Raw genomic sequence first — 25704 nt, 5'->3', positions numbered from 1 at the left:
CTTCAAGCTCGGCCTTATTCTAAGCAACAAGTTGCTAAGAATAATTTCACTACTGATCCAATTTTCTTTGCTATTCCGGACTAGATAGCGGTTCTATTTTTTAATCACTGGAATAACAAATAAGAGGCGTTATCTAGTCGATAGTGATAGCTTTGTGGATACTCAGTACGTTCCAGCGTCCACAAGCTTCACTTATAACGGAATTTTAACCAAAATTCAAACAAAACCACAAATTCAATGGTTACGCTTTTATTATAACTGTTCCTTAAGTCTGTTTTGATTAGAAAAAAAGCCACTTTCTTAGAAGAAAATGGCTTTTTAGAAATTATTTTTTATTATCGTAATACTTCATTTTGCTCTTAATGATTCTTTCACAAAGATCAGCGTATGAAATGCCGGCTGCCTCTGCTTCTCTTGGCATCAATGACAATGGTGTCATACCTGGCAAAGTGTTAGCTTCCATGACGTACAATTGTCCATCACGCAATAAGAAATCGACACGACCGTAGTTGCTCATCCCTAGAGCTTCAAAAGTCTTCTTAGTCAAAGCTTGCATCTTAGTGTGTGTTTCATCATCCAAGTTATTTGGTGGTGTGATGAAATGTGTCACATTGTTTTCTTGGAACTTATGTTGGAAATCATACCAACCTGTATCAACGGTAATTTCAACAGCTGGTAGAACTAAACCATCAACGATGGCAACTGAGAATTCGCGACCCTTGATATATTCTTCAATCAAAACTTCAGTATCGAATCTCAAAGCATCAGCAACTGATTCTCTTAATTCAGTCGCATTTTTAACGATATGTGTACCAACACTTGAACCACCATTTGAAGGTTTAACAACCATCGGATAGTTGAATGGAATATCTTCTGACAAGATCTTAGCTGTCTTAGTAGTTACATACTTGGCTGTAGGGATGTTGTCTTGAACAAAAATTTCTTTAGAATATTTCTTATCCATTGCTAGACCAGAAGCTAAAGTACCACTTCCTGTATATCTAATATCAAAGACATCGAAAACAGCTTGCATCTTACCATTTTCACCATCTTCACCGTGAAGTCCCATGTAGACAATATCGGCGTGTTGACAAATCTTCAAAACGTTTCTACCTAATAGACCGCGAGTTCCATCGGTACGAAGTGCATTGATCTTTTTATCAGTTAAGACTTCGTCATCAATGATCAATTTGCTTTCACTTTCTGGTTCAGTTGTGAAAAGATCATCGATTTTATCTTCTTCGATATCCTTACCTAAAAATGAATCAACGTATGCGACCTCATAACCCTTGCCACGTAGTGCGTTGGTGATTTTAACTCCGGAAGATAAAGAAACATTTCTTTCTGTACTTCTTCCGCCTGAAAGAACGACAATTTTCATTGTGTTTCACCTAATCCTTATATATATTTATTTAAGCGTATTCCTAGAAACTACAGAATAGCACAAAAAATTAAAAAAAACTATTTTAAACTTGTGACTTTTAAAAAAATTAGTCATCTTCTCGAATTTTTCACATATATCTGGTTTAATTGGGATTAAGGAGGACTTTTACTGTGAAAAAGTTAAATATTATTTTATTGAGTTTAGTATCTGTAATTATTTTGGGAATCTTCACTGCTCAAAGTGTTAAGGCTGATAGTTTGAGTGATCAACCAGTAATGACTTTGGGGACTTCTTTAACGGATGACCAACGTCAAGGTACTATCAACGCTTTATCTTCACAGATCAGCGACAGTAATTATAAGACGATCACTGTCAATGGCGATACTTTAGTTAAATACTTAAATCCTAGTGGGAGTACTTTTACTAGTAGTTCAGGAGTTTGGTCTTCGGCCTTGATCCAAAAGACTTCATCTGGTTCTGGTATCAACGTCAAAATTGTCGACTATAGTGGTAAGAACAATATTACTACTATTACTGCTGACCAATATCGTAATGCCGCAGTTACTGCTGGTATCAGTGATGCTAATATCTACGTAACTTCAGCTACTCCAATCGATGGTTCTGGTGCTCTAGCCGGTATTTACGCCGCTTATGCCAATAGTGGTGATAACTTAAATCAAAACCAAGTTAATGCTGCTCAAAAAGAAATGAACGTTTTAAGTGGTATTACTGATGCTAATAAAGGAACCAACGGATATTCCGATAAGCAATTGAACAATGCCGTGGCTGGAATCAAGTCCGATATGGCTCAAAAAGGCGACAACATCACGGTCAACCAAATTACTACAATCGTAAATAACAACTTGCAAAAGAATAACCTTCAAAACATCATTAATGACAATCAAAAACAACAAATCATCAACTTGATGGTTCAAATTAGAAATTCTGGTGCTTTGAAAAATTCAAACTTTAAAGAGCAAGCTTCTAAATTAAGTAGCGATATCATGAGCAAAGCCAAAAATATTTTCAACAACCTTAATACTGAAGAAAACCGTAATTTCCTACAAAGAATCTGGGATAGCATCGTTTCCTTCTTCAGTGGTTTGTTCAATTAAACTAAAAACAATGCAACACTTTCACAATAATTAGTGAAAGTGTTGTTTTTTTGAACCTTTACCATTTATAATCAAGTTAATATCATCTTATTAAATTGAGAGATAGATCAATATCTAAATAACTAGGAGGAATGACTACATGAAAGACGAAACTGTCTTTGATTCTACTTCATCCGAAAATTCCGATTCGGATCATGTCCCGATAAAAAACTCAACAAAAGCTTGGCAATTAACCAGTGAACAACTGGCTTCAAAATACCAAACAGATTTGGAAAAAGGGTTAACCAGTGCCGAAGTCAAGCGGCGCCTAGATCGTGATGGTAAAAACGAACTAGAGACCAAGAAAACTTCCAAATTTATTCAATTCATTAAGCAGTTCAATAACAGTATCATTTATATTTTAGCTGCTGCTGCTATTATGACTTTCTTAATGCAAAGATATTCCGATTCAATCGTTATTGGCCTAGTAATTATCGCTAATGCCATCATTGGATATATTCAAGAACGACAAGCTGGTAATGCTCTAGAAAAAATCCGTGAATTACTAGTCTCCAAGAACTTTATCTTCCGTGATGACGAAAAACTAGAAATCGATGCCCGTGACTTAGTTGTTGGTGACTTGGTCAATCTAGAAGCTGGGGATGCTGTCCCTGCCGATATGCGTTTGATTTCCGCTGATAACTTAAGTGTTCAAGAGTCTGTTTTGACTGGTGAAACTAATCCAGTTGAAAAAATCGAAGAAGCCATCCCTGATGACAAACTTCCTTTGGCCGAAAGAAAGAATATGGTTTACGCTTCAACTGCTGTTACCAAAGGTTCAGGTCTTGGAATCGTTGTCGCCACGGCTGATGATACTGAAATCGGTCAAATCCAAGACTCTGTGGAAAATGTTAAGGAAAAGCCAACCCCATTGATGCAAAACTTGAACTCACTAGGTTTTGGCTTATCTGTCGCTATCGTAATTGCGGCGGTAGTACTATTCATTATCGGCTACTTTATCGATACTTATACTCTGCCTACCTTGTTAATTGCTGTAATTACCATGGTCGTAGGTTCGATGCCCGAAGGATTACCCGCTAGTACCTCAGTTGTTTTGGCTATGGGTACTCGTAAAATGACTAAGCGTAACGTTATTGTCAAATCCTTACCTGCTGTTGAAACTTTGGGTGCTGTTGACATCGTTAATACCGATAAAACCGGTACTTTAACTAAAAACGAAATGACTGTTCAAAAAGTCGTCACTCCAAATCACGTCTTCGATGTTACTGGTGTCGGTTACGATGCTGACGGTGGTGTTGATTTCGAAGGCGATTTGGAATTAGACGACAAAAAATACGATTGGCAAAAAGATGAACACATGAGAAAACTAGTTCACATTGCTGGTCAAACAACCGATGCTCAATTGCATTTTGAAAATAATCGCTGGGAATTAAACGGTGAACCAACTGATGGTGCCTTAACGACGCTTTATCGTAAGATGACTGGTGAAGATCCTGAAGTTGACGAAATCGATTCGCTACCATTTGACTCGGCCTTTAGATTCTCTGCTCGTTTGGCAGACTTTGAAGGAAATAGAGTTTTGATGGTTAAGGGTTCTCCTTCTACTATCATGAACCTTTCTAAATCAGAGACTGATAAAGACTATTGGAACGATCAAATGAAGAATTTAGCTTCTGACGGTTTGCGAGTGGTCGCTTTAGCTTATCAAGTCGTTGATGACAACTTAGAAGAAATCGACAAGGATAAGATCAAAGACTTAAATCTAGTTGGTTTAGTTGGTATCATCGATCCACCTCGTGAGGAAGCTCGAAAATCAATTCATGAGTTACGCATGGCTGGTATCAAAGTCAAAATGATTACTGGTGACCATCCTGATACAGCGATGGCAATTGCTAACAAATTAGACTTGGATTCAGTCGTCCGGGCTATCACAGGTCCTGAAATCGATGCTATGTCTGATGATGAATTGACTGCTAAAATCGACAATTACAATGTTTTTGCTAGAACTACACCAGCTAACAAGTTAAGAATCGTTCGAGCTCAACAAGCTAATGACCACGTTGTTTCAATGACTGGTGATGGTGTCAACGACGCGCCTGCCTTGAAACAAGCTGACATCGGTGTGGCTATGGGTATCAAAGGTACCGAAGTTGCCAAAGAATCCGCTAATATGGTTCTAGCCGATGATGACTTTGCCGATATCGTAATGGCTGTTCGTGAAGGTAGACACGTCTTCGATAACATTCGTAAGACGATTCGTTTCCTATTACCTACTAGTTTTGCTGAAGGTTTGATTGTGGTAATCAGTATCTTGCTTGGTCAAGACTTGCCACTTTATCCTGCTCAATTGCTTTGGATCAACATGGTTTCTGCCTTGACGATCCAATTCGCCTTTATTTTCGAACCACCAGAATCTGGAATCATGGCTCGTGGTCCTAGAAATGTTAAAGCCGGTCTGCTGACGAAATTAGATACCTTCGAAATCGTCTACGTTTCAGCGTTAATCTCTGGACTAGGAATTTGGGCCTTTGATATGTTGACTCGCCAAGGATTGCCAGAAGTTGTTGGTAGTACGATGGCTCTTAACATCATTATCTTCGGTAAAATTTTCTATCTCTTTAATCTTAGAAATAATTATCCAGTTATTTCAAAATACTTCTTCCAAAACAAGATGGCCTTTTACATCATTGGAATCTTGATCTTGTTACAAATGGGAATCATTTATCTACCATTCATGCAAGATATCTTCCACACAACTAATATCAACTTCTGGTATGGTTGGGGAATTCCAATTATCGCCGGATTTATTGTTCTGATTGTGACTGAAATCGGTAAGTTTATCCGTGTACGTGTTTTGAGAAAAGCTTAGTTAACCAATATAAAGTAAAATACCCCATAATTGTTAGACGACAAATCTAATAATTATGGGGTATTCTTTTTGATTCTTTCTTGATTAGTGGCAACATTCCGTCCTCCATAGCAAAGAAAATTTGGCTGAAACGATGTGGACACGACTTGGAGCCTTTGCTAAGCCCAAAACCGGGCAAAGTCTTCAAGCTCGGTCTTTCACTAGGCAATAAATTGTCAAGAGAAATTTCACATCTGAGTCAATTTTCTTTACTATTCCGGACTAGATAGTAGCTTTATTTTTAATATTAACAAACAAAGGTATCCAGTTTTCATCGAAAAATTAAAGAAACAAGAAACAAAAAAAGTCGGATACTAGCAATATCCGACTTTAAATAACTTAGATTTACTTTTGGACGAGGACATTTTTTGCTCTCGTTTCACTTATAATAGCATGTCCAATATCAAAATTGTTTTTCTACATTTTATCCATAGTTTCATTCAGCAACTCATCGACCCGATTATTTCCAACATTAGTCGCATGTCCTTTAGTCCACTCAAAAGTTTTTTTCGGAACAGTTGGCAATAATCTATCTAATTGCTTCCACAATTCAACATTTGCTAAAGCACTGCCATTAGCCTTTTTGAAGCCTCTTCTCTTCCAACCATTTAACCAATTTTTAGTAATAGCATTTAGTACATATTGAGAATCTAAGACAAATATCGCATTTTGTTGGTTGATTTTCAGGTCATTTAATCGAATAATACTCTGAATTAGGGCCATTATCTCCATGCGGTTATTAGTTGCACCTAACTCACCTGCAGTCCCTTCATATGTTTGACCGTTATTACTGATATGATAAGCCCAAGCAGCTTTGTCATCAGTTCTAACATGGCCACCTTTAACATTACCGTGATTTCTAGATCCACCATCGGTGTAAACCACAACGTCAAAATCATTAATATTTGATGCTTTGGTCACTTTTTTAGGAGAACTCTTCTTATTATTGTAGGAATCTGTTCCTGTTAAAAATTTTTCTGCTTCTGCTCGATTCGTAAAGCTTTTATATCTGGCATTGGCAAATCCATCGACTTGTTTCTTGCATTCAGGCCATGTTAAATAGATGCCTGGCTTTTTTCCTTTTCTTACTGCATAATATTTTTGCAATTGTCATACCTCATTTGGTTAAAATTTCTCAATAATAATTATATAATAATATCTTGTTGGGGTGAATTTATGAAAAAGGGACAATGGCCGATACTCTACATTCACGGATTTCGTGGTGGAGACTATACGACACAAAAAATGATTGAATCAGCTTTGAAATGTAACGGTAAAAAATCAGACCAGTTTCTCAAAGCTATTATTAACTGGCGCGGCAAAGTTACATATGAGGGAACTTGGACTGACGATGAACATCCAATCGTGCAAGTTGTTTTCCAAAACAAGTGGGTTGGCAGTAACCAAATGGAATATTGGTTAGTGAAACTCTTATTTGATTTACGTTTAAAACACGAATTTACTACATATGACGCAATCGGACACTCTCTAGGAGCAGTCGCCTTAGTTTTAGTCAATCTAAGGGAAAAGATGCGTCCTTATATGCCACGACTTAAAAAATTAGTACTCATTGCAGGACCCTTTAACGGAATTCTTGGACTCGGTGATCTTCCCAACGTCAATCGAGTTCGTCCTAATGGTCGCCCTGCCTTCATGAGTCCTACATATTTTAGAATATTTATGAATAAAAACAACATTTCAGATGACTTACGAGTTTTAAATATTTTTGGAAACGTTGGTGACCACTCGAATAGTGATAAATACATCTCGGTCACTTCAGCCAAATCCATCTCATATATTCTTGAACCTCGAGTAAAGGAATATAACGAATATTTAATTAAAGGTACTAATGCAGAACATTCAATGCTTCACGATGATTCTGAAATTTTAAATACGGTCAACGGTTTCATTTACTACAATCCGTTGCCATAACGTTATATAATTACGTTGCGCCGTTTAGTTTTTAGAGAGATTTGGAGGGGATTTCTATCAAAGCTTGGGAGCTATTCAGACTAGATATAAAGAGGACTTTACACTCAAAACCCGCCACTTTACTAATGTTGGCTATGATTATTTTGCCGTGTTTGTATTGTTGGTTTAACGTTTGGGCGTTATGGGACCCATATTCAAACACCAGTGGCCTAAAAGTTGCTGTTTATTCCGATGATCAAGCCGTCAAAGTTGAGGGACAAAAGATTGAAATCGGTGATCAGTTAATCGACAACTTGAAGAAAAACAATAAATTGGGCTGGACTTTCGTTGATTCTAAGAAAGAACTCGACCAAGGTGTTAAAGATGGTTCTTATTACGCCGGTATTTATGTGCCTAAAAAGTTCTCAAGTGACATCATCAGTTTCTTATCAGGACACATTAAAAAGCCAACTTTGGTCTTCTCAGTCAACCAGAAAATCAATGCGATTGCCCCGAAATTGACAGAAACCGGGGCGACGACTTTACAAACGACTATTTCCAGTGAATTCATGGGAACTATTAGCAAAACTATTACGAAAGTTCTGAATAAGTCTGGGGTCGATATTCAGCATAATTTACCAATGATGCGGCGCCTTTCTTCCTTATTAGTCACAACTGACGATAATTTGCCTGAATTACAAAACATCATGGATAAAGTACAATACGCCAATACCATGGTGCCAAATTTAAATAATAAATTACAACAAGTCAACGACATGTACGGTTATTTGCCACTACTCAATCAGGATGCGCAAAAACTAACTAATATCAATAACATTTTGCCATTAGCTGATGCTGGTGGTACGGCTGCTAAAGACTTGCAAACTAAAATCCCTGAAATTCAAAGTGCCGGTTCGCAGATCAATGAGATTGATAGTGACTTTGGCCAAATTTCTAAATTAATGGATACTAGTATCACTCAAGTCGAAAATGGTATTCAAGTTGTTAACAAAGTTCAAAACGTCATCCCTGATATTCAACAACTCGGAGAAGATGCTCAAAACGCTACTAACAAAGTCAACAATGAGTTGATTCCAAAGATTCAAAAGGCGTTACCTGTTATCAAATCAACTGTCGATACTGGTTTATCCATGGTTTACAACATTGCTAAACAAATCAGCAATTCCTTGGAAAACGCCAATACCTTAATTGACAAAATAAAAAACGATCCAACTAACGAACAATTAAAAGAACAACTCAAGACCGTCCTAGAAAATGTTGCTAGCGATGCAACGCAATTAGCTCAAGTCAGTCGTCAAATAGCTTCATCATTGAGTGATTTACAAGACTTGTTCAACCGTTTAGCTCAAGACTTAGGCCACGATCAAATTACTATTTTTGACAAACCTATCAAACATCTAAACGACTTAGCTGCTTTTAACGAAACTCTAGCTGACAAAGCTAACGATATCGTCAACAACTATCAAGATCTCGATACAACTCAACTACAAAACAAGCTTTCTGAATTACAATCACAATCCGACAAGATTGCTAGTGGCGTTGCTGAAATCAAAGATCTCAATATTACCGATAGTGTTTCTGATACCATTACCAATATCAGTACTTTCTTAAAGGATGCCGGTTCGACGCTTAGCAATGTCAACAACAATATCATCCCCGCTATCCCTGGACTTTTGAACAATACTCAAGGCGTTTTGAAAACAGCTTTGGCTTATCTTCAAAAGTACCAAAAACAATTGCCAGCTGTTGGTAATGAAATTCATGATGCCAACCAATTGTTAAACGGTAACATGGGAAATATTGTAACAGGTATTAATCTAGCTAATGATTTTTATAATAATGACTATCCAACTTTGAAGAAGAAACTTGCTACAGCCACCTTCTTCGTGCAATATCAATTGCCACAGATTGAGAACGAATTAACAACTACTTTAAATCTGGTCAATTCAAAAACACCAGAGTTGGAAAAAGCCTTATCAACTGCCAATGACTTTGCTCAAAACGATTGGCCACAGTTGAAAAAAGACGTTCACCATTCAGCTACCTTACTCAAGAAAGGTGAAAAAGACGTCGATTTAGGTGCCATTATCAAGTTGATGAAGTCCGATGCTGAAAAGGAATCTGATTTCTTCGCTAACCCAGTTAAGTTGAAACAAGACAACCTTTATGATGTACCTAACTATGGTTCTGCCAGTGCACCATTCTACCTAGCTTTGTGTATTTGGGTCGGTGCCTTGTTGCTATCCAGTGTCTTCACGGTTCACTTCAAGTTAAATGACCGTCAAAAATACCGTTATAGCTTCAAGCAAAGATTCAATGGTCGTTACTTGACCTTTGGATTCCTAAATCAATTACAAGCTGTCGCAGCTGCTCTAGGTAACATCTTCATCTTGCATGCTTACACGAAACAAAAGATTTGGTTAATTGTATTCTGTATGCTGGTAAGTTTCGTCTTCATTTCAATTCTTTACTCGCTAGTCCAAATGTTTGGGACGGTTGGTAAGGGATTAGGGATTATCATTTTGGTATTATCAATTTCTGGTGCCGGTGGTAACTTCCCTGTCGTTCTTTCCGATGGATTCTTCAGAGTTATCAATCCATACTTGCCATTTACCTATGCGGTCAATTTGATTCGTGAAGCCGTCGGTGGAATTTATTGGCCTAACGCCACAAAAGATATTATTATATTGTTGGCATTCGGAATTGGTTTTTACTTGTTAGGTCTTCTAACGACCGAAAAATTGAAGCCATTCATGCACAAACTACACAAGAGTGCCAAGAAGAGTATGATTATTGAATAATTTGGATTAGAGGGAAATAAATGTCAGATATAAAAATGAAATCCTATCGACCTTTCATTACGAAAAGTTTCTTCTGGGATTTCCCAACACATTTCAATCTTAAAGAAGTCAGCCAATTTCTTGGTTTAGAAATCGATCCAACGACTAAGTATATTTCAGATAGTGCCAAAACTATCATGCGTAACGACGGGATTTATTGGTTATTACAAAGAAAGCATACTGAAAAAATCAGTGCTTTGATTTCTCTAAGCGACTTAGATCTGGACGATAAAAAAGCTGCCTTGATGGTTACTTTTAAAGATGTCACCGATGCTGAAAAACAAGAAATTGCTCAAAGACTGTTGGTATTTTTGAAAGACCAAATTTCTCTTCAAACTATTGAAATCAATCAATTAGATCGTATTGTTCAAGAAAACTTCACAAATAATGGATATAATGTAATAAATAATACATTAAAGAGGAGTTAACTTATATGTACGGATATGGTTACGGTTTTGGTCCCAGCTATTTATTGATAATTATTGGTTTAGTTATCAGTTTGTGGGCATCATGGTACGTCAATCATAATTTCAAAAAATATGATCAATTCACCAGTCATCACGGAATCAGTGGTGCTGATGCTGCAAGGTTCATTTTGGACAATGCTGGGTTACAAAATATTCAAATCAACAAAGTCAGTGGTAATTTGACAGATAATTACAATCCTGGCAATAAAACTTTAAATCTTTCTGAATCAACTTATGATTCTACTTCGGTTGCGGCAATTGGGGTTGCTGCTCACGAATGCGGACATGCGATTCAAGATCAAACTAGTTACGTGCCTATGCGTGTGAGAGCTGCCTTAGTTCCCGCTGTTAATCTTGGTTCTAACGCTTCAATTCCTTTGATAATCGTCGGTGCCTTGCTAGGTATGAATCATACTTTGATCACGATCGGTATTTGGTTATTCGCCTTAGTTGTTTTATTCCAAGTAGTTACCTTGCCAGTTGAATTCAATGCTTCTGGTCGTGCTATTAAAATTTTGAGCTCAGGTGAAATGCTCGACAGTGATGAAGTTCCCATGGTTAAACAAGTACTTTTCTCAGCCGCTTTAACTTATGTCGCCGCTGCAATTTCAACTGCTCTACAACTACTACGTTTAATTATTATCTTCGGTGATAACCGCAATTAAAAAAAGCCTATTATTGGGCTTTTTTATTTTGTTTTAAAACTCTAAAAATTAGATTTTATGAGCATTTTGAAGTAAACTTTCTATTAAGAATAATAGAGGGGAATTTATTTTATGATTGATATTTGGATCATTTGGCTAATTCTCATTATCTTACTAGTCAATACAATTTCAGCACTGATCACTGTCTTCCACAGGCCTCGTAATATCGTTACTACTTGGGCTTGGATTTTAGTTCTCGTGTTATTACCAATTGTCGGATTCCTTATATATGCTTTCTTGGGTCGTGGGATTGCTCAAGAAAAAATCTTCAATATTAGCCGACAAGAACATTACAGTTTAAGCCAACTAAAGAAAATGGCCATAGCTGCTCAAAAGCGTCCTCAAAACGCCTCTCGTTACGATGAGACACGTTATGCCGACCATATAATAAGATTCTTCAATGAGACCGAAGAAGCGCCACTAACGCGTCACAATGAGATTGAGCTATTCTTCGATGGACAAGAAAAGTTCAAGAATATGTTTGAAGATATCAAAAAAGCCAAAGAAACTGTTCACGTGGAATACTACGCTTTTATCAAGAGTAATATTGGTGACCAGTTCTTAGACTTATTGACCCAAAAAGCTAAAGAAGGCTTAGAAGTCAGAATCCTCTATGATCCATGGGGTTCTGGTGGAACTAAACCAAAATATTTCAAGAAATTTCAAGCTGCTGGTGGTGAAGTCTTACCTTTTATCACCTCTAAAAACGTGATTGCTAAAACTCGTTTGAACTATCACTTGCACCGAAAAATTGTTGTTGTCGACGGAACTATTGGTTGGATCGGTGGATTCAACGTCGGCGACCAATACGTCAATACGACTGAAAAATTCGGTTACTGGCGTGACACCCACTCAAGAATCTTTGGTGCCGCTACGTTGTTGTTACAAGAGCGTTTCTTCCGTGACTGGAATGCTTCTCTAGACCGCAGTGCTGAACCATTGGAATTCTTAGAAAAGTACTTCCCATCTGACAAATTCAACACCGATGCTAACTTGCCTATCCAAATTATTTCTGACGGACCAGATAACCGTGAAGAAATACTAAAAGATGGTTTCATTGATATGATTATCAGTGCCAAGAAGAGTGTCTGGATTCAATCGCCTTACTTAGTACCTGACGATGCTATGTTCACTGCCCTAACGATTGCGGCAAGGTCTGGGGTCGACGTCAGGATCATGATTCCATGTATGCCTGATCACCCATTTATCTATCGTGCAACTCAATATTATGCTAATTTACTAACGACTTACGGAATCAAAATTTATAGTTATCAAAAAGGCTTTTTACATGCCAAAACATCCGTCTTTGATGATAAAATATGTTCTGTAGGTTCAATGAATCACGACTTCAGAAGTTACTCATTGAACTTCGAAGCTAACGCCTTTATTTACGACGCCAAAGTCGCACACCAAATTACTCGTTCCATCAAAAAAGATATGGATGACTCAATTCTTTTGACGCCAGAAATTATCAAGGAACAAGGTATGTGGCTTCACTTTAAACAAAGATTTTCACGACTCTTATCACCAATTCTGTAGAGAATATCACAAAAGAGGACCAAGTCTAACTTGGCCCTCTTATTTTTGAGAAAGGATAAATTTAATGACTTACTTTATCGTAGTTTTAATCGCCTTATTTGGAGCTTTGATGCGGACTGTTTTTGGATTCGGTGAAGCTTTAGTTACCATGCCGTTACTAGCTTTGATAGCCTTTGACTTACAAACTTCAACTGCTTTGATTGGAGCCTTAGGTTTAATCGTAGCAGTTCCGGTAGCTTTGAAATATCGCCAACACATCGATTTAGCAACTCTCAAACGACTAGTTATCGGTTCAATTTTGGGGATTCCTGTTGGGATTTTGATTATCAAGCTCGGTTCTCCACAAATCATCATGAAAGTATTAGGGAGTTTTATCGTAATTTACGGTGTATACAATCTCTATGCCTTAAAGCGTCAAAAGACTTCTAATTTAAAAATTGGCGATAAATGCGATTATCTAGCTGGAATCGTTTCGGGAATTTTGGGTGCATCATTTAACAGCCATGGCGTCCCCATCGTCGTCTACGGTACAGCCAAAAAATGGGACGCTGACAAATTACGGGGCATCTTACAAGGTCATTTCGTCTGCGTCGGTAGTTTAGTCGTCTTGAGCCAATTAGCTTCTGGTATGTGGAATATTGAAGTTATCAAGTTACTTGCAATGATCATCCCTTTATTGCTAATCGTGATACCACTAGGGAATTGGATCAATTCCAAAATCGACAGCCAACATTTTACTAAATACGTTTATATGGTGTTAATTATCTTTGGATTAATTTTATTGCTAAAACGTTGATTTTTTGTAGTTAGAAATTTCCCTTTACGTTATACTTACTGCACAATTTATTATTAAAGGGGAAAAATTATGAATGAAACCGGAAGAACTGTACCTAATGAGATCAAAGGTTGGAACTGGGGAGCCTTCATGTTTAATTTCATCTGGGGGATCGGTAATAAGACCTACTTACCACCACTCTGCTTGATTCCAATTTTTAATATTTTTTGGATATTCGTTGTGGGATTCAAAGGCAACACTTGGGCTTGGCAAAAAGGTAACTACAAAGATGTGGAAACTTTTAAAGCGGTTCAAGCAACTTGGAACCGTGCTGGAATATTCCAATTCGCTTTTGTCGTATTAGTAATTCTGCTCTACTTCTTCATCTTTGCAGCAATGATTGGTTCGCTCTTATCTGATTATTAACAAAAAGGACTTCGCCAGAATGTATCTCACACTCTAGTGAAGTCCTTTTTTGATAGCATAAAGCTTATTCATATATACGATTAACAACTCTTTGGTGATATAAATCGTTTCCTTGTCCCCAAAAAATAAAGCTCAGTGAAACGTATACGACCGCTAAGATGACGTTTAAAACATCAAATTTCATATAATCAGTCAACATTAAACTAATTATGAAAATAATTGAAATTACTGGTTCGATAGCTCCCAACCAAACGTGTGAATTATTTGCTAAAACGTATTTCTCAAGGATTAGAGACGTAATAGAACCTATAACAAAAATAATACCCATAATAATTACACCCCCATAATTAATCAGCGTATATTATCGTATCACAATTATTTTTCTGAAATAATCGCAAAAGCTCATGAAAACGTATCCAAGTAAAAATACAACCTTTTTATATCGATATATTAGATAATTAACGCTTGGGGGAAATAACTTTGTACACACAAATTGATATTTACGAACTACTAAATTTATTGAACAAAAAACTCGGACCACAAAACTGGTGGCCAGCTGAAAAAACTGAAGAAATGCTTTCGGGAATGATTCTGATCCAAAATACTAACTCAAAAAACGTTGCTAAATCATTAGATAATCTCAAAAAAGCAACCGACTTTGAAGCCGATAAAATTTTGCAATTATCCGCCGCTGACTTAGAACAACTGATCCAACCTAGTGGCTTTTTCCACAACAAAGCTATCTATTTACGTTCACTCTTAACTGCTTACGTGAATGATTTCGATGAATGGGAAAAGTTGCCGACTAAACTTCTTCGCAAAAAATTACTAGCTCTCAAAGGCATTGGCAACGAAACAGCTGACGTGTTACTGCTCTACTACTTCCATCGTCCCGTCTTTGTGGCTGACAACTATGCCATGAAACTCTTCACTCAACTGCATACTTTTACAAAGCGGCCCACTTATATGCAACTTAAAAATGCCGTTCAAAAAGATTTTAAAATGGATTCCAGAAAAGCCGAAGAATTACATGCTTTGATTGACGAATTCGGTAAACTCAAAAGTGATTATTTTCGCGATTACCAACTATTATTACCGGGTTTAACGACCTATAATTCCATAAAAAAATAAGTGGATGATTTCCTTCTCGTGATTTTTTAAAGCTACAAGATCATTTTCACTAGCATTCATTGAGTAATTAATAAATAAATCCAAGAAAATCATTGCGCCTTCATTAGTTACCTCATCACTCAAAATTCCTTCTTGGCGTCCTTGGTCCAACAATTTAAACCAGAAATTGCGTTTATATTGGTTATAAGCTTTTACAACACTGTTATCACCATTTTGGTTACTGAATTCTCTTTGTAAAAATATCGCAAAATCATCATTGATGTCACCGGCCAAACTCGAGCCACTATTCATCATCGTTTTCATTTTTTCGACAAATGACAGTGAACCATCATCCAACAATTTGTCATATTCTGAATAACCGTCAATAATTAATTTAATAATCACTGCTCGTCCCAAAGCTACTTTACTAGGAAAATACTTATACAAAGTCACTTGAGAAGACTGCGCCTCTTTAGCAATGTTTGCTATGGAGGTTTTTTTATAGCCTTTTTCCAAAAACACTCTAGTTGCCGCTTCTAAAATTGTCTGCTTTTTATCTTTTTTACGTTTTAAATTATTAGTCATAATAAATTCCTCGAAAAATTTTTTATTAAATATTTCAGTTTTTAGCTTAATCTATCAATCTTTCTAAAATCGACTCACAAAATAGTTCAAAATCCTATTATTTCGCGATTGACAAGCATAATACCCAGCTTTAATATACTCGGTAAATAGTGAACTATTCAAGAATTATATTTCATTTTTAGAGGTAAATTATTATGTTTATTCAAGCAAATCCAACTTTACACATCGATCATCTTCAAAAGAGATTCGGTAAATTCCAAGCTTTAAAAAATATCACTTTTGATATTTATCCCGGGGAAGTCTTTGGATTTATTGGGCCTAACGGTGCTGGGAAATCAACTACGATTCGAACTCTTCTCGGAATTTTAAGGGCATCTGGAGGTAAAGCAACAATTTTTGGGCGTGATGTTTTTAAGGATGCCGTTAAAATTCATCAACATCTAGCCTACGTACCCGGTGATGTTTATTTGTGGCCTAATCTGACCGGTGGTGAAATCATCGACTTGTTTTTAAAGCTCAGTCACAATCGCCACACTCAAAAAACTGACGAATTAATTAAAAAATTCCAACTCGACCCTACTAAGAAGGCTCGTACTTATTCCAAGGGTAATCGTCAAAAAGTTGCTTTGATTGCAGCCTTATCAACAGAAGCTCAGTTGTATATTTTCGACGAACCCACTTCTGGATTAGATCCTTTGAATGAAGAGGTTTTCCAACAAGAAGTGCTCAAGCTCAAGCAAGCTGGCAAAGCAGTTTTATTGTCGAGTCATATCTTATCAGAAGTCGAAAAAATGTGTGATCGAATCGGCATTATCCGTAACGGTGAAATCGTCGAGACTGGTACTTTGGAACAAATGAGACATCTGACTAGAACTGTCATCAAAGTTCAGACTGCCGAACCTACTCCTGAATTGCCAACCTTGATTGGTGTTCATAACGTCGTTATAGAAGACAATGGCAGTCAAACTCTAGCTGTCGATTCAGAACATTTGGACGCCGTGATGGATTACTTATCTAAGAAACAAATCCTCTCTATCCAAGCTACGCCACCAACACTAGAAGATTTATTCCTTCGTTATTATGATTCCAACGAGGTAGATCAACATGCAAACTAAAAGATTTCAGAAAACTATTTTCTTAACCAAATTTAATTTCAAACGCGACTGGTTCAAATTATCACTTTGGGCTTTAGTCTTGATTGCTTTGTTCGTTGGCGTTGCCGGCAAATTCACTAGTCTTTACGGTTCTAAAGCCGGTATTGATCAAATCGTTAAAACTCTCAAAACTCCAGCAATGGTTTCACTCTTTGGGAAAATGCCTCAAGGTCCTTATACTAGCGCTGACGTCTTTGCGGCAGAAATGACAGTTTTCATGGCCATCGTTGCCGTGATTATGAATTACTACTTTGTGATTAGAAATACACGTGGTGAAGAAGAATCAGGCGTTTTAGAATTGATTCAAGCCCATGCTGTCGGTCGAATGTCGCATTTGGCAGCTGTTTTGATTGAAAGTTTCGTTTTAAATTTTGGCATTGGCTTAATTTACGCTATCGGCTTACAATTTGCTGGCCTATCTGGAACTGACACTAACGGTAATTTCTTATTGGGCATCGGCTTAGGGGCGGTCGGATTTATGTTTGCTACTGTGGCCGCTGTAATAGCCCAATTAAGTGACAACTCACGTTCCGCAACGATACTCGCTTATTTAATTTTTGCTGCAATGTATATTGCTAGAATGATCACCGACGTTTCGCATCCCAAATACACTTGGTTCGTTCCTTTAGGTTGGGTCGAAAAATTTTCAACTTATCAAAACAATAACTGGCTTCCAGTCGTTTTCATGCTTTTGGTTTCAATGATCTTGATACTCCTAGCCTTCTATCTCAACGGACATCGTGACATCGGTTCTGGTTTGATTGCTACTAGACCGGGACGTAAAAACGCCAGCATCTTCTTACGTGGACCAATTTCCTTGTTGTGGCGTCTTAATCGAATCAGCATCGTAGTTTGGTTCTTTGGAATCATGATTTTAGGCATGACTTATGGTTCAATTTTTAACACTATCGGGGATATTCTCAAAACCAATCCGATGTTTAGTCAATTATTAGATACCAAAGCCATCAATACTGCAAATTTGTTACTAATCAAACAATTTATTGGTGTATTGATTATCGTCTTTGCCGTTTTAGCTTTGATTCCTGGAATCTCTCTGATCAACTACTTAAAAACCGGCGAAAACAAGGGGTACTTAGAAATCATTCACTCAAAACCTACTAGCCGTCTCAGACTATTTTCTTCCATAACCCTAGTATCACTAATTACTAGCATTGCAGTCTTATTCGCTGGTATTTTAGGATTATACCTTGGTGGTAACGCCGTTATGGATCAACCTTTGAAGTTTGATCTCTTCTGGAATTGTTTTATCGGCTACTTGCCACCAACCCTAATTATGCTTGGTATTTCAACTTGTCTACTAGGTTGGATGCCCAAATTTGTCAGTTTAAATTATGGCTATTTAATCGTTGGATTCTTTGTAAAATACTTCGGCAAACTCTTGAAATTACCCGATTGGACTGAAAAAATCACACCTTTTGGCTTTATCGATAAGGTTCCCGTTCACAATTTCGATGTGACAACTTTTTGGTGGCAGCTACTCATTGCCGTCATCTTAATCATTGTCGGTTATCTTGGTTATCGAAGACGTGACCTAATTACTGGCTAGTTAATTGCGTAACCGTTTGCAGTGATTTATCATTTAAGTAACTTTAGTAGTTGAAAGGATGATTAGATGTATACAGCTTCAGATAATCGTTATCAAGGACCAGTGCGTCATGCTGGAAACTCTGGTTTAGTTTTACCACCAATTTCTCTAGGATTGTGGCGCCATTACGGCAGTGCTGATCCACTAGCTGACCGCAAGAAAGTTTTACTACACGCTTTTGACCGTGGCGTTTTCCACTTTGATGTGGCTAACCACTATGGTGACGGTGACTTCGGTAGTTCAGAAAGATTACTCGGACAAGTTTTAAACACTGACCTAAAACCATATCGTGACGAATTAGTTATTTCTACTAAAATCGGCTATGAAATCCACGATGGTCCATTTGGCACCGGCACTTCTAGAAAAGCCCTCCTTCAAGGGATCGACTCTTCTCTAGAACGTCTCAATTTGGATTACGTCGATGTACTTTACGCTCACCGTTATGACGACCAAACACCAATCTACGAAACTGTTCGTGCTCTTGATGATATCGTCAAATCAGGTAAAGCCTTGTACGTTGGCGTTTCAAATTTTGAAGTTCCCCAAATGAAAGAAGCACTCAAACTATTCAAAGAACTCGGCACACCAGTTGTCTTGAACCAAATGAGCATGAATCTGTTGAATGACCACGTTGATGCCAGTGGTTTAAGAGATGTTCTAAAAGATGGTGGCGTTGGTGCAATTGCCTACGGACCACTATGTGAAGGACTATTATCCGACCGCTACTTAAACGGTTTGACTGATGATTTCAAGATTCATCCAACTAATAAAGTACTATTAGCCAAGGGTAAAGATGCCTTAGTTGCTAAACTAAATGAATTAAACGACATCGCTCAAAACCGTAATCAAACCTTGAGTCAAATGTCACTAGCCTGGCTTCTAGGAGATCCTGTCGTATCGAGTGTAATTATCGGAACTACTAGTGTAAAACACTTAGACGACAATTTAGATACCATCAACAAGCTAGATTTCACTAATGACGAAGTTAAAGCTATCGAAAAAATCATTAAGAAATAACAAAACCCCGATGGAACTCAATTACTGAATTCTATCGGGGCTTTATTTTATCTATTTATAAAATGTTTCTCTAACTGCTTGTGTAATTGCGATTTGAACGTGTGCATATGACAAACCACCTTGAATATATAGTGAATATGGTGGTCTGATTGGACCATCAGATGATAACTCGATAGTTGAACCTTCAACGAAACTACCTGAAGCCATAACGACATCATCCTCGTAGCCATCTTGGTGACTAGGAATTGGATCAACGAAAGAGTTCATTGGTGAGTAGTGTTGAATGGCAGCACAGAACTTAACCATTGGATCTGGATCACCGAAGGAAACTGTTTGAACGATATCAGTTCTTGGAGCATCCCACTTAGGTGAAACGTTCATACCCATTTCTTCGCACAAAGCTGAAGTGAAGATCATACCTTTCAAAGCTTCACCAGTCGTATGAGCGGCCATGAAGAATCCTTGATAGAAGTCACGCAAATAACCCCAAGTAGCCCCTTCACCTTTACCAGCGCCAGGAACTGTCAAACGTGAACCGGCACCGTCAACCAAGTCTTCACGACCAACGATGTATGCACCACTCTTAACCAAACCAGCCCCGGCATTCTTGTAAAGTGAACCAGCCATGATATCAGCACCGTAAAAAGTTGGTTCTTCTTTTTCTGAAAATTCACCATAACAATTATCGATGAAGACATTGACGTCAGGACGAATTGATTTAACGAATTTGATCATCTTAGCGATTTTTTCAACTGTAAAACTATCTCGAACAGCGTAACCACGAGAACGTTGGATGGCAACCACTTTGATAGATTCATCTTGTAAGTCTTTTTTGGCTTGGTCATAGTCAACTGAACCATCATCTAGCAATTCAGTAGCTTTGAAATCAATCCCGTATTCCTTCATATTACCGCGCTTGTTTCCAGCTAAACCGATAACTTCTTGAATCGTATCGTAAGGAGTTCCTGTTAAATAATAAAGCGTATTGCCAGGACGCAACATACTAAATAGAGCTGTTGAAATAGCATGTGTTCCTGAAGCAAATTGAGGACGAACTAAGGCATCGTCGACTTTGAAATAGTCAGCGTAAATTGCTTCGATTTTGTCACGGCCGATATCATCGTAGCCATACCCAGTTGATGGCACTAAATCTTCTTCCCCAACACGATGCTTTCTAAATAGGTTCAAAACTCGTTGTTGATTGTACAAAACTTGTTGGTCAATCTCTTCTAGACGTGGTTGAATCAACTTTTCTACTTTAGCAACTTTGTTCTTTAAATCTTCTGGTAAATCATCTGTCCATGATAATGACATAATAAACTCCCTCAATAATTATTTTTTAAAACCTCCGCTTGCACAGAAATTTTTCCGTCCGCATTCTTATTCCAATATACACCTTGAATTTCTGGCACAAAACCAGGAAAACGTTCGATAGCTCCAACGAGATCTTCAAAATACTTCAAATCGACATCTTGCCACTTCTCACCCGGTGCCACAATGAAGACCCCAGGAGGATATGGCAATGCCCCTTCAGCCGCAATTCGACCTTTGATATCCTGCAAATCAACTAACTCACTTTGATTCTTCATGAACAATCTATCTGCTTGAGCCGGCGTCATTTCGTAATCTTGCATGTCCTTTTTGGCAAACAATTCTTTTTGAAGAGTAAAAGTCTTGTTTTGACGATAGTAGTCATGCATCTCTTGGCACAACTGCTTCAAAGTATAACCTTGATAACGTTTTGAATATTGTTTTGCTAATTTTGGCAAAACTTTTGTTAATGGAGCGTCGGCCAAATACAAACGTTCAAATTCCAAAAAGGCCTCTAATAGTATATCTAATTCTTCCTTTGAATCGCCAGGAGTTAGTAGGAATAATAATGAATTTAAATCATCTTTGGCACGGATAATTCGTTTCTCCATCAAAAATTCCGCTACTACTGGACCAGGAATCCCTGAATCTTGATATTGAGCATTTTTGATGTCGATACCTGGCGTTATAACGGTAATCTTCAGTGGGTCGATCATTGCTTGTCCGTCAGCGATTTCTTTGAAACCATGCCAATTGTCACTACTCTTCAAATTCCAGTACTCACTGTGAGTAGCTAAATCATCGGTGCTGATTTTCAAAAAGTTATCAGGGACAAAAGGTTTGAACAATTTAGACTTTTGTAACAATTGCTTGCGCCATTCTATCCCCAAACGTAAAGTTTCATCCCACCAATTTTTATTACCTTGGCCAGCTGTTAAATAGGCATTGACTGTCAAAGAAGCGTAGATTGGATAGGAATAACTAGAAGTAACGAATTTCAAATAAGCGTTGTTGAAATGTTTATGGTCGACATAACGAGCTTGACCTTTTAGATGAGCATCCTTTTTCAAAATCTGTGAAGTTTGTGCAAGTCCTGCCTGTTGTTTGTGTAACGATTGAGTTACTAAGATTCCTGGATCATCTGGTCCATATTCCAATGACAATGGTGAAAGGTGTTTCATGATAGGCACGAATTGTTCAAAGCCACCCCACGCACAGTCGAATAAAATATAGTCGCAGAGATGGCCGATTTTATCAATGATCCATTGTGCATCGTAGAAAACACCATCGTAAGTTTCTAATTGCAAGATTGCTAATCTAAAAGGACGGTTGGCTTGAGCTCTTTTAGGATCAACTTTACTGATTTCTTTACGTAATTTATCTTCGTCTAAGGCATCAGGATTCATTTCTCCAATCAAGCCCAAAGGATTACGATCAGTTGGCACGTAAACTGGTTTGGCCCCACTCATCACCAAAGCACTGTTGTAAAGCGATTTGTGATTGTTGCGGTCAAATAAAACTAAATCATCTTCAGATAACAAAGCGCTGGCACAAATCGAATTAGAACTGGTTGTCCCATTGGTACAAAAATAAACTTTGTCAGCGTTATACGTTTGAGCAGCTTTTTGTTCAGCTGTCAGTGGCGTTCCTTCGTGAGTCATCGTATCGCCTAATTCAGCGACAGTATCGGATGTATCGGCAAACATTAAATTCTTACCGAAGAAACGGTTGAAGACTACACCAGCTGGATGTTTTTCATAGTATTGACCATTATGGTGTCCCGGAGTTGTAAAACTGATTGGTTTGTCTTTTGCAAAGTTGATCAAGTCACTCAAAAATCCCGGTACCATCTTAGTCTGATAGTCATTTGCTAGTTGAAGTGCCTTAGATGTAACGTCAGTCTTTCCATCAGTTGCAATAATAGGAATGCCTAGACCTGATGTTTCTTGTAGATTTTTAGCGATTGATAAATTCTTTTGATCGTGTTCATTCAAGACGATTGCTGCCAATTCTGAAGCACTGTCGTTTTCTGTAAATGGAACTATCTCAAAATCTGTCGAATCGCTGATTATCACATCATTTCCGATGGCAATTTTCAGAAATTTCATAATTTCCTCCTATTATTTTAATATTTTTTCAAAAAAAGTATTGCAAATGATATATAAATACTTATAATTTTCTGGGTATGTTTTTTTCATTTTGCAATATATACGGCATTGATTATATCTACACATTGGGGTTTTTAACAAGTGAAATTCAACAGTTCTTTACTTACATTAAAGCCCCCAAATCGTTTACGTCTACTAACACAAGACTTTTACACGAATTCGGGGGAAAATAAAATTGGAATCTTTAGAACCAAATAAAAAGCATTATTTAAGTTGGCCGGTCATTGCCTTGATCGACTTCGTTACTATCATCAGTTTTGAAAATATTTTTTATCCATTTCAAAACCAAGGACTATCTGTGGTCATCTCATGGATTTTCCTACTCTTCGCCTACGTTATTCCTTACGCTTTGATTTCTAGTCAAATGAGTTTAACGTTCGACAATCAAGCCGGAGGCTTAGCTTCATGGGTTCGTCATTCCAGTAATGACACTCTAGGTTATTGGACTTCTTGGATGTATTGGGTTCAAAGTGTGCCCTACATCGTCGATGTTTCTAACTCGGTTATCGTTTCATTCAGTTGGATGTTCTTAGGTAACAATACTTTAGATAAAAGAATGTCAACTTTCTGGTTTGGAATCCTAACTTTTGCTATCATTTTGATCTTTATCTTATTAGAAAATGTCATCAAAAACTCACTAGAAATTCTTTCACTAATTGGTGGAGGTGCCATGTTCATCATGTCAGCTTTGTTCGTTCTATTAGCTGGCTATGCTGTTTTACACGGTCACCATATCGCTACACAACCTTTCAACTGGGGAGCTTTCAAACCTAACTTTAGTCTGAAATACTTCTCGACAACCGGATTACTGATTTTTGCCATGTCTGGGGCTGAACTCGCTGCACCATACGTCGTTCAAATGCGTGATCCTAAACACGAATTTCCCAAAGCTATGTGGCTACTTGCTATCATGACTGGATTCTTAACAATCTTTGGTACTTTAGCCTTGGCAATGTTCTTCAACGCCAACCATATTCCACATGATTTCAAGATGAACGGTCCTTACTACGCCTTCCACTTATTAGGTAATAGTTTGGGTGTCGGTAAATTATTGATGTATATCTTTGCGGTCGTTCAAGCAATCTTTATGATGGCTCAATTAGCTGTCTTGCTTGATGCCTCCAGTCGTGTCTTTGCCGGTGATGTTGCTGACAAGTTCATGCCTAAGTGGTTGACTAAGAAAAACAAGAATGGTCGTCCTGTTCACAGTTACACGATGACAACTGGTTTGAGTTTATTCCTATTATTGCTAACAGGTACTTTGCCAAACATCAATACGATTTATAATTGGTTGTTAAATATCAACGGAATTATTTCACCATATAAGACTTGTTGGGTCTTCTTCGCCTTCGTTGCTATGAGAATGCACCAAGACAAGTTCCATTCAGATTATACTTTCATCAAAAATAAAACTGGCGCTTTGATCGTCGGTGGTTGGTGTCTAGCCTTTACCTTCATCTGTGCTACTTTAGGATTCATCCCTCAAGAAGCTAAGTTCGGTACTGGTGCTTTCAATCATCAACTTCTACTAAACTTCATTACTGTTATCGTCTTATTCGGACTAGGCTTTGTTATGCCATGGTTACGAAAACGCGAGCAACGTCGTGAAGGTATGGAATTAAGTTAATATTCCGGACTAGATCCTACGTTCTTTCTTTACTTGGATACAAAACAATTGAGATATTATTGTCCATGTGTACAATGTATTAATAGAGAGGTTCACTTATGACTGATAAAAATGGCATGACTAGTTCGGATAAAGAACTTTTAAAAATTGTTAATGAACTAATCAAAGAAAACAAAAATGTTTTAAAAAGATTGGAACAATTATAATACCTAGTTCGATTACCAGGTATTCATTATAGACAGAATCAAAAGGGCAGAACTGCTAACAATTGTGTTAGTGGCTCTGCCCTTTTGATTTACCTATGGAATAGATTCAAAAGCGTATAAGCTAAAGAATTATCAGATGGTCCCTTTTTCATATTAACAATTGTGGACCAAGCTTTTCTCGTTTCTGTATTAAAAGAAACATTTCCATTAGCAATCTTTAAACTAATCTGTTGGACTAAATCATGAACCAAGTTATCAAACGCTAAGCCCTGACATTTTTCCTTCGATAATTTGAGTATCCCATTGTTTAATAATTCTACTATTTGTTGGTTTGTTTCGTTGTTACTGTTTAGTAAAAGATTTTGCTGAAACTCAATCAATAGTTTTAACATTTTTTGTTGCTGATTATACTTCATCCCTCACACCCCAATTACCTTTCCTAACCAGATTTTATTGACACCACTAAAAATCAAAAAGCAGGACTGCTAACAAATTATGTTAGTGGTTCTGCTTTTTGCACTAAGAAATAATTGAAATGTTATCACGTCTTCCATATCCTAAGTACATTCTGGATAATTCAGTAAAAAACGGTACAACATCAGGTGATAGCTGCTTTTTTAATGACAATAGCGACAATTGTGTTTTAAGCTTTCCAGCCACAGCTTCACTATCTTGACCTTTAGCAATCTTTTGTTTAGCTTCTACAAATATCTTTCTTTCCGAATCCGATACGTTATCGGACATGATCAATTCGTCCATTCTTGACCAAATTAATTCCGCAAATTGCAAGAACAAGTTAGCCACTTTGGAAAAATAAAGAAAAGTTAAGA

The 25704-nt window shown here is 37.4% G+C and carries 22 protein-coding genes; 14 read left to right on the top strand and 8 right to left on the bottom strand.

All coding sequences use genetic code 11. The features are described from left to right. Positions 1-325 precede the first annotated feature (325 nt). Positions 326-1381 (bottom strand): D-alanine--D-alanine ligase family protein, encoded by a 1056-nt coding sequence (locus FC88_RS08630; protein ID WP_057814720.1) that lies wholly within the window; start codon positions 1379-1381, stop codon positions 326-328. 173 nt (positions 1382-1554) lie between these two features. Here FC88_RS08630 and FC88_RS08625 point away from each other — a divergent pair, with 173 nt between their 5' ends. Further along, positions 1555-2499, top strand: coding sequence for a DUF1002 domain-containing protein (locus tag FC88_RS08625; RefSeq protein WP_057814718.1), 945 nt, complete (start codon positions 1555-1557; stop codon positions 2497-2499). Positions 2500-2638: 139 nt separating this feature from the next. Then, complete coding sequence (locus tag FC88_RS08620; protein ID WP_057814716.1) at positions 2639-5368, top strand: HAD-IC family P-type ATPase; 2730 nt, start codon at positions 2639-2641, stop codon at positions 5366-5368. A gap of 456 nt (positions 5369-5824) precedes the next feature. Here the strand turns inward: FC88_RS08620 and FC88_RS08615 are convergent, their stop codons facing one another. Continuing rightward, the gene (locus tag FC88_RS08615) at positions 5825-6514 is read right to left on the bottom strand and encodes a ribonuclease H family protein (RefSeq protein ID WP_057814714.1); all 690 of its coding nucleotides are present in this window, start codon (positions 6512-6514) and stop codon (positions 5825-5827) included. A 69-nt stretch (positions 6515-6583) separates the two neighbouring features. Here FC88_RS08615 and FC88_RS08610 point away from each other — a divergent pair, with 69 nt between their 5' ends. The 7 genes from FC88_RS08610 (at position 6584) to FC88_RS08580 (ending at position 14090) form a co-directional block, all read left to right on the top strand. Beyond that, positions 6584-7339 carry an alpha/beta hydrolase gene (locus FC88_RS08610; protein WP_057814712.1) on the top strand — a complete coding sequence of 252 codons (756 nt, stop codon included), beginning with the start codon at positions 6584-6586 and terminating at the stop codon, positions 7337-7339. 41 nt (positions 7340-7380) lie between these two features. Next, the gene (locus FC88_RS08605) at positions 7381-10140 is read left to right on the top strand and encodes a YhgE/Pip domain-containing protein (protein WP_187323355.1); all 2760 of its coding nucleotides are present in this window, start codon (positions 7381-7383) and stop codon (positions 10138-10140) included. Positions 10141-10160: 20 nt separating this feature from the next. Continuing rightward, complete coding sequence (locus tag FC88_RS08600) at positions 10161-10607, top strand: hypothetical protein (protein WP_057814710.1); 447 nt, start codon at positions 10161-10163, stop codon at positions 10605-10607. Between the two features lie 5 nt (positions 10608-10612). Further along, positions 10613-11311, top strand: a complete 699-nt coding sequence (locus tag FC88_RS08595) for a zinc metallopeptidase (protein ID WP_010018255.1) — start codon at positions 10613-10615, stop codon at positions 11309-11311. 111 nt (positions 11312-11422) lie between these two features. Beyond that, positions 11423-12889: a cardiolipin synthase gene (gene cls, locus FC88_RS08590; RefSeq protein WP_057814708.1), complete on the top strand. Its 1467-nt coding sequence runs from the start codon at positions 11423-11425 to the stop codon at positions 12887-12889. A 64-nt stretch (positions 12890-12953) separates the two neighbouring features. Beyond that, positions 12954-13685, top strand: coding sequence for a sulfite exporter TauE/SafE family protein (locus FC88_RS08585; RefSeq protein WP_057814706.1), 732 nt, complete (start codon positions 12954-12956; stop codon positions 13683-13685). A gap of 69 nt (positions 13686-13754) precedes the next feature. Further along, positions 13755-14090 (top strand): hypothetical protein, encoded by a 336-nt coding sequence (locus tag FC88_RS08580; protein WP_057814704.1) that lies wholly within the window; start codon positions 13755-13757, stop codon positions 14088-14090. Between the two features lie 64 nt (positions 14091-14154). Here the strand turns inward: FC88_RS08580 and FC88_RS08575 are convergent, their stop codons facing one another. Then, entirely contained in the window at positions 14155-14418 is a 264-nt protein-coding gene (locus FC88_RS08575) for a hypothetical protein (protein WP_057814702.1), read from the bottom strand. A gap of 152 nt (positions 14419-14570) precedes the next feature. On the opposite strand from FC88_RS08575, the gene FC88_RS08570 reads away from it, so the two are divergent. Further along, the gene (locus tag FC88_RS08570; protein ID WP_057814700.1) at positions 14571-15221 is read left to right on the top strand and encodes an endonuclease III domain-containing protein; all 651 of its coding nucleotides are present in this window, start codon (positions 14571-14573) and stop codon (positions 15219-15221) included. On the opposite strand, the gene FC88_RS08565 is transcribed toward FC88_RS08570, so the two are convergent. Then, positions 15192-15785 (bottom strand): TetR/AcrR family transcriptional regulator, encoded by a 594-nt coding sequence (locus tag FC88_RS08565; RefSeq protein ID WP_057814697.1) that lies wholly within the window; start codon positions 15783-15785, stop codon positions 15192-15194. The genes FC88_RS08570 and FC88_RS08565 overlap by 30 nt on opposite strands. A 194-nt stretch (positions 15786-15979) precedes the next feature. Between FC88_RS08565 and FC88_RS08560 the strand changes: the two genes are divergently transcribed. The 3 genes from FC88_RS08560 to FC88_RS08550 all read left to right on the top strand — a co-directional run bounded on the left by FC88_RS08560 (position 15980) and on the right by FC88_RS08550 (position 19562). Then, entirely contained in the window at positions 15980-16900 is a 921-nt protein-coding gene (locus tag FC88_RS08560; protein WP_057814695.1) for an ABC transporter ATP-binding protein, read from the top strand. After that, positions 16890-18506, top strand: a complete 1617-nt coding sequence (locus FC88_RS08555) for an ABC transporter permease (RefSeq protein WP_057814693.1) — start codon at positions 16890-16892, stop codon at positions 18504-18506. Before FC88_RS08560 ends, FC88_RS08555 begins: the two co-directional genes overlap by 11 nt. A gap of 66 nt (positions 18507-18572) precedes the next feature. Then, entirely contained in the window at positions 18573-19562 is a 990-nt protein-coding gene (locus FC88_RS08550; protein WP_057814691.1) for an aldo/keto reductase, read from the top strand. A 51-nt stretch (positions 19563-19613) separates the two neighbouring features. Here the strand turns inward: FC88_RS08550 and FC88_RS08545 are convergent, their stop codons facing one another. Both FC88_RS08545 and FC88_RS08540 read right to left on the bottom strand, forming a co-directional pair. Beyond that, positions 19614-20876: a methionine gamma-lyase family protein gene (locus FC88_RS08545; protein ID WP_057814688.1), complete on the bottom strand. Its 1263-nt coding sequence runs from the start codon at positions 20874-20876 to the stop codon at positions 19614-19616. A gap of 11 nt (positions 20877-20887) precedes the next feature. Then, positions 20888-22981, bottom strand: a complete 2094-nt coding sequence (locus FC88_RS08540; RefSeq protein ID WP_057814686.1) for a putative ornithine decarboxylase — start codon at positions 22979-22981, stop codon at positions 20888-20890. Between the two features lie 235 nt (positions 22982-23216). Here FC88_RS08540 and FC88_RS08535 point away from each other — a divergent pair, with 235 nt between their 5' ends. After that, a complete protein-coding gene (locus FC88_RS08535; RefSeq protein ID WP_229239887.1) occupies positions 23217-24668 on the top strand; it encodes an APC family permease in 1452 nt (483 codons plus the stop codon). A gap of 295 nt (positions 24669-24963) precedes the next feature. On the opposite strand, the gene FC88_RS08530 is transcribed toward FC88_RS08535, so the two are convergent. Together FC88_RS08530 and FC88_RS08525 are read right to left on the bottom strand one after the other, a co-directional pair. Further along, positions 24964-25290 carry a hypothetical protein gene (locus FC88_RS08530; protein ID WP_057814682.1) on the bottom strand — a complete coding sequence of 109 codons (327 nt, stop codon included), beginning with the start codon at positions 25288-25290 and terminating at the stop codon, positions 24964-24966. 103 nt (positions 25291-25393) lie between these two features. Then, on the bottom strand, positions 25394-25704 hold a 311-nt coding region (locus FC88_RS08525; protein WP_057814680.1), incomplete at its 5' end, for a bacteriocin immunity family protein.

It is taken from the genome of Companilactobacillus futsaii JCM 17355 (assembly GCF_001435505.1).
Lineage (GTDB): Bacteria > Bacillota > Bacilli > Lactobacillales > Lactobacillaceae > Companilactobacillus > Companilactobacillus futsaii.
The sequence above is the reverse complement of the archived record's forward strand: the minus strand, read 5'-3'. Positions and strand labels throughout refer to the sequence as shown.